An 8,564-nucleotide genomic window follows, 5' to 3' on the forward strand; every position below is an offset into this window, starting at 1 on the left:
TAAGGCTAACCTAACCCGACGCATCCTAGCCTCACGGAGATCGTCTTGGGGCCGGATACCGTAATCGGAGGCTAACCGCGTGGTCATAGGATGACAGGGGACTTCTGGGAGGGGGCGGCCAGTGGAGACGACCGCGGAGGCACAACTCATCGGACCACTGCTACTCGCACGCGGCACCATCGACCGCTCGTCGGCGTTGCGCGCCGACGAGCAGTGGCTGGAGCGGGCCTGGTCCGACCCGGCGGCCCGGGTGCTGGTGATCGACAACGGTCACACGCTGGTGCGGCGCACGGGCGACGAGGTGCACGCGGTGCTCTACCCGACGGCCGAGGCCCCGCCGGGGCCGCGCTTCCTGCTGGGCGTCGAGGCCGGGGTCGCCTACTTCGCGGTGGCCGCGCCGCTGCCCGGCACCCCCAAGGGCGACGTCAACGGCCGCGTGACCGTCCCGATGGGCCTGCGTGACGCCCCCGAGGGGCAGCCGGTGGCGGCCGGGCTGCGCCAGGTCGGCGGCCTGCTCGGCGACCGTGACGCGGGCCTGCTGGTCTTCGCCGTCGCGCTGGACGCCTGGCATTCGACCCACCAGTACTGCCCGCGCTGCGGCGCCATGACGACCGTGCAGTCCGGCGGCCACGTCCGGGTCTGCCCCGACGACGGCAGCCAGCACTTCCCGCGCGTCGACCCCGCCGTGATCATGCTGGTCCGCGACGAGGCCGACCGCTGCCTGCTGGCCCGCGGTCCGCAGTGGCCGGAGGGACGGCTGTCGATCCTGGCGGGCTTCGTGGAGGCGGGCGAGTCGCTGGAGGCCGCCGTCGTGCGCGAGGTCGCCGAAGAGGTCGGCATCACCGTCACCCGGCCGCGCTATCTCGGCAGCCAGCCATGGCCGTTCCCGCGCAGCCTCATGCTGGGCTTCTTCGCCGACGCCACGTCCACCACGCTCACGCCCGACGACGACGAGATCGCCGAGGCCCGGTGGTTCACGCGGGAGCAGCTGGCGCAGGCCCTGAAGTCGGGCGAGCTGCGCCTGCCGCCCCGCGTGTCGATCGCCCGCCGCCTGATCGAGACCTGGTACGGCGGCGAGCTCGTCGGCGACTGGTGAGGGTCAGACCCCGAGCAGCGCCTTGACCTCGAGGGCCGAGGGGTTGGTCCGCACCACCCGGCCGTCCGGGGTGTCGATCACCACGGTCGGCACCGTCTGGTTGCCGTTGTTGACGCTCATCACGAACTCCGCGGCCGACGGGTCCTTCTCGATGTCGATCTCGTCGAACGCGATGCCGTCGCGCTTCAGCTGAGACTTGAGCCGCTTGCAGGGGCCGCACCAGGTAGTGCTGTAAACGGTGAGCGCCATGTTGGGGATACCCTCCAAGGTCATGAAAAGGGGCGTCGGGTGCAACAACCCGACGATCGCCGTTAATCCCATACCCCGTACGGGCGTCTAGCCGATGCGGCCGGCGATCCACGCCTGCACGCGCTCGGCCATGCCCGGCTCACGGTAGACCTCCGTGCTGTGCTTGACGCCGGGCGCCGTGATGACGGTCACCGGCACGCCCACCTGGCCCATCATCTTCTTCAGCAGCTGGCTCTGCACCGGCGGCACGAACTCCTTGTCGGAGTGCACGGTGAGCATCGGAGCGTCCTTCGGGCTGGCGTGCCAGGCCACCTCCATGCTGGCCCAGACCCGCGAGCACTTCCCCTTGGGCGAGCCGCAGCCGGCCAGCTTGATCGCGGACGTGCGCAGCTTGCGCTTGGCGGCCTCGGTGGCCTTCTCGCCGTCGGAGTAGGCGCGCAGCGGCGAGATGATCGGCGACATGCCGACCACGCCCTTGAGCCCGTTGATGCCGTCGCCGTACGTGCCGACGGCCGCCGCGATGTGACCGCCCGCGGAGAACCCGACCACCACGTAGTTGCCCGGGTCGAACGCCCACTGGTCGGCGTTCTTGCGCGCCAGGGCGATCGCCGCGAGGGCGTCGGCGCGCTGCGCCGGCCAGGCCGCGTCGCCCGACAGGCGGTAGTTGAGGTTGAAGACCGTGTAGCCCATGTCGGCGTAGTCGCGCGCGATCTCCTTCATGGACTTCTTGTCGCCGCTGGACCACCAGCCGCCGTGGATGATGAAGACCCCGGGCCGCTGCTGCCCGTCGGGCGTCCACCAGACGTCCATCTCCTGACGCTTGTGGGAGCCGTACGAGACGGTCTCCAGGGCCGGCCCGCCGAGGCCGTTGACGTCGACCGGGTAGTCCACGGTGGGCGCCGGTGCCGGATCCTGGGACGCGCTCGCGGCGACGGGAGTGAGCACGACGGCAGCGAGCGCGAGAGCGCTCACGTAAACCGCTGTTCGCACGGGCTTCCTTTCCCCACAAGCATTTGGTCGGGCCCCATTGTGGAGGAAGAGAGCACTTGTTCGCATCTCGAACGCTATGAACGTACCTCCGCCCGCATGTTGCCAGAATAAAGAGGCTTGACCGTCGGCAGGCTGGGAGGATGTACGGGTGAACAGCGTGGACGACGTCCTGATCGGGCTCGATCCCGAGCAGCGCGCGGTCGCCGAGGCCGTGCGCGGGCCGGTGTGCGTCCTGGCGGGCGCCGGCACGGGCAAGACCAGGGCGATCACCCACCGCATCGCGTACGCCGTCCGCAGCGGTGTGGTCGAGCCGCAGAGCGTGCTCGCCGTGACGTTCACCACACGCGCCGCGGGCGAACTGCGCCAGCGCCTGCGCGCGCTCGGCGCCCCCGGCGTGCAGGCCCGCACGTTCCACGCCGCGGCGCTGCGCCAGCTCACCTACTTCTGGCCGCGGGTGATCGGCGGCGAGGCGCCCTCGGTCATCGAGTCGAAGCTGCCGGTGCTGGGGGAGGCGTGCCGGCGGCTGCGGCGCACCCCCGACCGTTCCGAGCTGCGCGACATCGCCTCCGAGATCGAGTGGGCCAAGGTCGTCCAGATCGGCCCCGAGGACTACCCGGCCGCCGCCGCCAAACACCACCGCACGCCGCCCCTGCCCGCCGCCGACCTGGCCGCCCTCTATGACGCGTACGAGACGATCCGCCGCGAACGCCACCTCGTCGACTTCGAGACCATCCTGGAGCTGACCGCGGCGGTGATGACCGAGCACCAGGAGGTGGCCGCGCAGATCCGCCAGCAGTATCGCTACTTCGTGGTCGACGAGTACCAAGACGTCAACCCGCTGCAGAAGCTGCTGCTCGACACCTGGCTCGGCGGGCGCGACGACGTCTGCGTGGTCGGAGACCCCAACCAGACGATCTACTCCTTCACCGGCGCCAGCCCGCGCTACCTGACGAGCTTCGCGGTCGAACACCCCGACGCCGCCGTCATCAAGCTGGTCCGCGACTACCGCTCCACCCCCCAGGTCGTCGACCTGGCCAACCTCGTCATCGCCAAGAGCCGCTCGCCCCACCGCCTCGAGCTCGTGGCGCAGCGCCCCGAGGGCCCGAGGCCGGTCTTCTCCGACTACGACGACGAGCCCGCCGAGGCCGCCGGGGTGGCCAGGGCCATCAGGAAGCTGCTCGACAAGGGCGTGGCCTCGCGCGAGATCGCCGTGCTCTTCCGCGTCAACTCCCAGTCCGCGGCCTACGAGGAGGCCCTGGCCAAGGCCGAGATCCCGTACGTCCTGCGCGGGGCCGAGCGCTTCTTCGAACGTCCCGAGGTGCGCCAGGCGGTCGTGCTGCTGCGCGGCGCGGCGCGTTCGGCGGCCGGCGAGCCCCTGGCCACGGAGGTGCACAACATCCTGGCCGGCATCGGCCTGACCCCCTCGCCCGCCGGCGGCGGCACGGCGCGGGAGAAATGGGAGTCGCTCAAGGCCCTGGCCGACCTGGCGGAGGACATGGCCGCCGAGGGCGCCGACCTGCCCGCGTTCGTGGCCGAGCTGGAGCGCCGCGCCTCCGAGCAGCACGCGCCGCCCGTCGAGGGCGTCACGCTGGCCTCGCTCCACGCGGCCAAGGGCCTGGAGTGGGACGCCGTCTTCCTCGTCGGCCTCACCGACGGCATGCTGCCGATCATCTACGCCGAGACCCCCGAGCAGATCGAGGAAGAACGCCGCCTGCTCTACGTCGGCGTCACCCGCGCCCGCGAGCACCTGTCGTTGTCGTGGGCCCTCGCCCGCGCGCCCGGAGGCCGCAAGAGCCGCCGCCCGTCGCGCTTCCTCGACGGCCTCACCGGCCGGCTCTCCGCGCCGCCGCGCGTCGCCACGCCGGCGCGCGAACGCCCCCGGGTGGCCGCGCCGGTCAGCTGCCGGGTGTGCGCCAAGACGCTGGTGGCCGCCGCCGAGCAGAAGCTCGGCCGCTGCTCGACCTGCCCCGCCGACTACGACGAGGCCCTCCTCGAACGCCTCAGGGCCTGGCGCACGGCCACCGCCAAGGAGGCCAAGGTGCCGCCGTACGTCGTCTTCACCGACGTCACGCTGCAGGCGATCGCCGAGCGCGCGCCGGCGAACGAGCAGGAGTTGTTGTCGATCGCGGGCATCGGCAAGGTGAAGGTCGACCGCTACGGCGCGGCCGTGCTGGCCCTCTGCCGCGCTTAGGCCACCCCGATTACCTACTCGCGCGTAACAACCGCGAAACTGCAGGGGGGAATCATTGAGCCTCATCCCACCTCAGGGGCATAGAGGCGAAAAATCAGACTTTGTCCCAGTATGGGACGGCAATGGAGGGGACAGACACGTGAACGAGGCGCTGAAGGAGCTGCTCGACCTGCTCGACCTGGAGCAGATCGAGCTCGACATCTTCCGGGGGCGGAGCCCGGAAGAGCGCATCCAGCGCGTCTTCGGCGGCCAAGTGGCGGCCCAGGCCCTGGTCGCGGCCGGCCGTACCGTCCCCAAGGACCGCAACGTGCACTCCCTGCACGCCTACTTCATCCGCCCGGGCGACCCGTCCGTCCCGATCGTCTACAACGTCGAGCGGCTGCGCGACGGGCGGTCGTTCACCACCCGCCGCATCCAGGCGGTCCAGCACGGCAAGGCCATCTTCACGATGTCGGCGTCGTTCCACATCCCCGAGGAGGGCGTGGAGCACCAGGCCCTGCGCATGCCGGAAGTGCCCGACCCGGAGACGCTCCCGGCGGTCCAGGACCGGATGTACGAGCTGATGGGCGACAACCCCGCGCTGCGCGACATGCTCGCGCGCCCCCGGCCGGTGGACGCGCGTTACGCCTCGCCGCTCACCTGGGAGGCGTTCCAGAATCCCGAGCTGCGCAGCGCCAACACCAACGTGTGGTTCCGCTACGACGCCGACCTGCCGGACGACCCGCTGCTGCACGTCGTGCTGGCCGCGTACGCGTCCGACTTCACGCTGGTCGACACGATCCTGCTGGCCCACGGCATGGCCTGGGGCGCCTCGAACATCATGGGCGCCTCCCTCGACCACGCCATGTGGTTCCACCGTCCGTTCCGGGCCGACGAGTGGCTGCTGTACGCCCAGGAGTCGCCGTGGTCGGCGGGCGCGCGGGGGCTCGCGCGTGGTGAGATGTACACCGCCTCGGGTGAGCTCGTGGTCTCGGTCGTCCAGGAGGCCATGATCCGGCCGCTCAAGTAGAGCGATCACCGCCGCGTCAGGTGGCGGAGATCGACACGAAATCGCAGGTAGAAAATATGTTGCCCCTTCCAGGCTTCCCGGTTTAGGGTCAAGGTCAAGCGAGTCGGGCAAGTCCTGCCCGACGATCCCAGAGTGGAGGTGAGTCCCAGTGATCAGCATCAAGATGTCGGCCACGAAGTGGCTCGCCTCCGCATGCCGTGACTCGGTGAGGCTCGTCTATGGCCCCGCCAAGCTGCGGCAGGAGTGCCCTGTCCGTAGCCAGGCCGTCGTCTTCTCCTCGCGTCAGCACTTCGCCGCCGTGAAGGAAGCCGCCCCTGCCTACATCGCACGTATCGCACTGCCGGCCAACCAGCTCACCAAGGGTGGACTGTGCGGTCCGCAACCCTGGAGGGATGCTCCGGTCATAAGTTGACCGGCACAGCAGCAGCCTCCAGGCCGCGGATCCGCACACAGGATCCGCGGCCTTCTTGTTTGTCCGTGATCCCCGACCACCTACGAGGTGCCCGACCAAGATCACAAGATCGATTCAAAAGGAGAAGCAGATGGGGGCCAAGACGATCATGGACCTGATCGACGAAGCCAAGATCCCCTGTCGTACCGACCCTGACCTGTGGTTCGCAGAGTCGCCGGAGGACGTCGAGTTCGCCAAGGCACTCTGCGGCGGCTGCCCGATCCAGAAGGCCTGCCTGGCCCGCGCGCTCGAGCGCGAGGAGCCGTGGGGCGTCTGGGGCGGCGAACTGATCCTCAGGGGGACGATCGTCCCCCGCAAGCGGCCGCGCGGGCGTCCTCGCAAGCACCCGGTCGCTGCCTGACCTCTTCGGCACCACGCACCAGAAAGTGAACGGACCCATGAGAAACCACCAGCCCACCAGGAGCCTCGCCGTGCCGGATATGATCCATGAAATGGTCAACGACCGAATACAAACCCTCCACCGGGAGGCGGCCGAGTACCGCCTGGTCGAGCGCGTCCGCCGCGTCCAGCGGGCGAGAGCGCAGGTTCAGCGGGCGCGGGCCAAGGTCAAGCAGGCCCATGACCGCCTGGAGGCGTTGACCCGTCAGTCCTGACGGCCCCACGGCAGACCGGCTCACCACCACCCCGACCTGCCCGGGGCCGCTGTCCACCACCTCTGACCGGGAGATCCCGCCGTCGACGCCGGATCTCCCCCGGAAGCCGGGCGCTCAACGAGCGCCCGGCTTTCTCTTTCCCTGGCATGCTCAGTGCATGGAGAGCGTGTACGAGGCCGCCGGTGGCAGCGAGGGGCTGGTTCGGCTGGCTCGGGCGTGGCATGCGAGGGTGATGGCCGACGATGTGGTCAGTCACGCGTTCAGCCATGGATTCCATCCTCAGCACAGCGAGCGACTTGCCGCGTACTGGGCCGAGGCGCTGGGTGGGCCGGCCGACTACTCCACCCGTTACGGTGACGAGACGTCGGTCGTGCGCATGCACAGCGGCAACGGCCCCCACGAGGAGATGGACCGCCGGGCCATCGCCTGCTTCGACCAGGCCCTGGACGACCTGGGCGTGCGGGAGCCGGTTCGGCAGGTGCTGCACGACTACTTCGCCTGGGCGGCCACGACGACGATGGCACGGTATCCGGAGTCCGCCGACGAGGTTCCGGACGGGCTGGCCATCCCTCGGTGGTCATGGGACGGTCTCCAGCGCTGAGCCGGCACGGCTCTACCCGTGGTGATGGCTCGCCATCGCGCTGCGGAGCGCCTCGACGAGGATGGCGGCCCTCCGGTCGACGACGCCGTCCTGGATGTGGTTCATGACATAGCCGAACGCGAGACCGGTCGCCGGGTCGGCGAAGCCGAGAGACCCGCCGTAACCGGGGAAGCCGAACGCGGCCGGGCCGTACCAGAAGGCGTCGGGGGTCGGCAGGCCGAAGCCCGTGCCGATGCGGACGGGCACGCGCAGGACCTGGTCGACGCCGCTGACCTGTTCCTTCGTCGCCGCGGCCAGCGTGGCGGGGGAGAGGACGCGGTGGCCGTCGACCTCGCCGATGAGCGCGGCGTAGAAGCGGGCCAGAGCGCGTGCGGTGCAGACGCCGTTGGTCGAGGGCATCTCGGCGGCCTGCTCGCGGGGGTCGTTGTGGTCCAGTGGCGGGGCGAACATCATCATGGCCCGGACGGTCAACGAGGTCGGATCCGCGTAGGCGGCCATCACCTCGCGTGCGGCTTCAGGGAGGGCGTCGAGGTCGATCGCCGCGAGGGCGGCCAGGTCCGGCGGGATGGCGATGATCCGGCTGACGCGGTGCCGCTCGGTTTCCGGCAGCCCGATCCACAGGTCGAGGCCGAGCGGGGCGGCGATCTCCTCGGCGAGGTACGTGCCGATGGTGCGACCGGTCACCCGGCGGACGACTTCCCCGACCAGCCAGCCGTAGGTGTGCCCGTGGTAGCCGTGTTCGGTCCCCGGCTCCCAGGCGGGACGCTGGGCGGCCAGCGCGGTCACCATCGGTTCCCAGGCGATCGCCTCCGCCGGGGTCATCGGGCGGTCGAGCACCGGCAGCCCCGCCTGGTGGGTGAGCAGCCAGCGGACGGGGATGCGGCTCTTGCCGTTCGCCGCGAACTCGGGCCAGTAGTCGGCGACGGGCGCGTCGAGGTCCAGCTCGCCCCGTTGCGCGAGCAGGAGCGCGCAGGCGGCGGTGACGCCTTTGGTGGTGGAGTAGACGACTTGCAGGGTGTCCCGTTCCCAGGGACGGCCGTCCTCCGGGTCGGCGACGCCGCCCCACAGGTCGACGACCTTCCGTCCGTGCAGGTAGGCGCTGACCGCGGCGCCCCCTTGCGGGTTGGCGGCCTGACTGGCCGCGAACGCCTCGCGTACTGCTTCGAATCCCGGTGCGGTTTCCCCACTGATCTCGGGCATGCGTCATCGCCTTTCGGTGACCGTGATGCGGAATGGCTAGTGGGGTGACCACGAACGTTCACCGGGTCGATTGAGGCATCGGTTGAAGATGCGTGAAGGCGGGCTGATCGGTCACCCTCGATAGGCATGTGTCGTCGTCGAGGGTGAGGTGCGTGGATGGCAG

At 70.2% G+C, this 8,564-nt stretch carries 10 protein-coding genes; 7 read left to right on the forward strand and 3 right to left on the reverse strand.

Annotation, left to right across the window (positions count from 1 at the left end; all coding sequences use genetic code 11):
• Positions 1-121: 121 nt before the first annotated feature.
• Entirely contained in the window at positions 122-1,096 is a 975-nt protein-coding gene (nudC, locus tag C1J01_RS20160; RefSeq protein ID WP_111180535.1) for an NAD(+) diphosphatase, read from the forward strand.
• Between the two features lie 3 nt (positions 1,097-1,099).
• Here nudC and C1J01_RS20165 read toward each other — a convergent pair whose 3' ends face one another.
• Together C1J01_RS20165 and C1J01_RS20170 are read right to left on the reverse strand one after the other, a co-directional pair.
• Complete coding sequence (locus C1J01_RS20165) at positions 1,100-1,345, reverse strand: mycoredoxin (RefSeq protein WP_328589652.1); 246 nt, start codon at positions 1,343-1,345, stop codon at positions 1,100-1,102.
• An 87-nt stretch (positions 1,346-1,432) separates the two neighbouring features.
• Positions 1,433-2,335, reverse strand: coding sequence for an alpha/beta hydrolase (locus C1J01_RS20170; RefSeq protein WP_235854554.1), 903 nt, complete (start codon positions 2,333-2,335; stop codon positions 1,433-1,435).
• A 157-nt stretch (positions 2,336-2,492) separates the two neighbouring features.
• Here C1J01_RS20170 and C1J01_RS20175 point away from each other — a divergent pair, with 157 nt between their 5' ends.
• The 6 genes from C1J01_RS20175 (at position 2,493) to C1J01_RS20200 (ending at position 7,201) form a co-directional block, all read left to right on the forward strand.
• On the forward strand, positions 2,493-4,526 hold the full coding sequence (locus tag C1J01_RS20175; protein WP_111180545.1) for an ATP-dependent DNA helicase UvrD2: 2,034 nt from the start codon (positions 2,493-2,495) through the stop codon (positions 4,524-4,526).
• A 139-nt stretch (positions 4,527-4,665) separates the two neighbouring features.
• Positions 4,666-5,535, forward strand: a complete 870-nt coding sequence (gene tesB, locus C1J01_RS20180) for an acyl-CoA thioesterase II (RefSeq protein WP_111180537.1) — start codon at positions 4,666-4,668, stop codon at positions 5,533-5,535.
• Between the two features lie 148 nt (positions 5,536-5,683).
• A complete protein-coding gene (locus C1J01_RS20185) occupies positions 5,684-5,947 on the forward strand; it encodes a hypothetical protein (RefSeq protein ID WP_111180538.1) in 264 nt (87 codons plus the stop codon).
• Positions 5,948-6,077: 130 nt separating this feature from the next.
• Positions 6,078-6,347 (forward strand): WhiB family transcriptional regulator, encoded by a 270-nt coding sequence (locus C1J01_RS20190; protein ID WP_080045300.1) that lies wholly within the window; start codon positions 6,078-6,080, stop codon positions 6,345-6,347.
• A gap of 91 nt (positions 6,348-6,438) precedes the next feature.
• Entirely contained in the window at positions 6,439-6,600 is a 162-nt protein-coding gene (locus tag C1J01_RS20195; RefSeq protein ID WP_235854555.1) for a hypothetical protein, read from the forward strand.
• 157 nt (positions 6,601-6,757) lie between these two features.
• Positions 6,758-7,201, forward strand: coding sequence for a group II truncated hemoglobin (locus C1J01_RS20200; RefSeq protein WP_111180539.1), 444 nt, complete (start codon positions 6,758-6,760; stop codon positions 7,199-7,201).
• A 12-nt stretch (positions 7,202-7,213) separates the two neighbouring features.
• On the opposite strand, the gene C1J01_RS20205 is transcribed toward C1J01_RS20200, so the two are convergent.
• Positions 7,214-8,401 (reverse strand): serine hydrolase domain-containing protein, encoded by a 1,188-nt coding sequence (locus tag C1J01_RS20205; protein WP_111180540.1) that lies wholly within the window; start codon positions 8,399-8,401, stop codon positions 7,214-7,216.
• Positions 8,402-8,564 lie beyond the last annotated feature (163 nt).

The organism is Nonomuraea aridisoli (assembly GCF_003236395.1).
Lineage (GTDB): Bacteria > Actinomycetota > Actinomycetes > Streptosporangiales > Streptosporangiaceae > Nonomuraea > Nonomuraea aridisoli.

Coding starts and splice junctions, on each gene's coding strand:
- C1J01_RS20165 (WP_328589652.1), bottom strand. CDS start 1,345: ATGGCGCTCACCGTTTACAGCACTACCTGGTGCGGCCCCTGCAAGCGG.
- C1J01_RS20205 (WP_111180540.1), bottom strand. CDS start 8,401: ATGCCCGAGATCAGTGGGGAAACCGCACCGGGATTCGAAGCAGTACGC.
- C1J01_RS20195 (WP_235854555.1), top strand. CDS start 6,439: ATGGTCAACGACCGAATACAAACCCTCCACCGGGAGGCGGCCGAGTAC.
- C1J01_RS20200 (WP_111180539.1), top strand. CDS start 6,758: ATGGAGAGCGTGTACGAGGCCGCCGGTGGCAGCGAGGGGCTGGTTCGG.
- C1J01_RS20190 (WP_080045300.1), top strand. CDS start 6,078: ATGGGGGCCAAGACGATCATGGACCTGATCGACGAAGCCAAGATCCCC.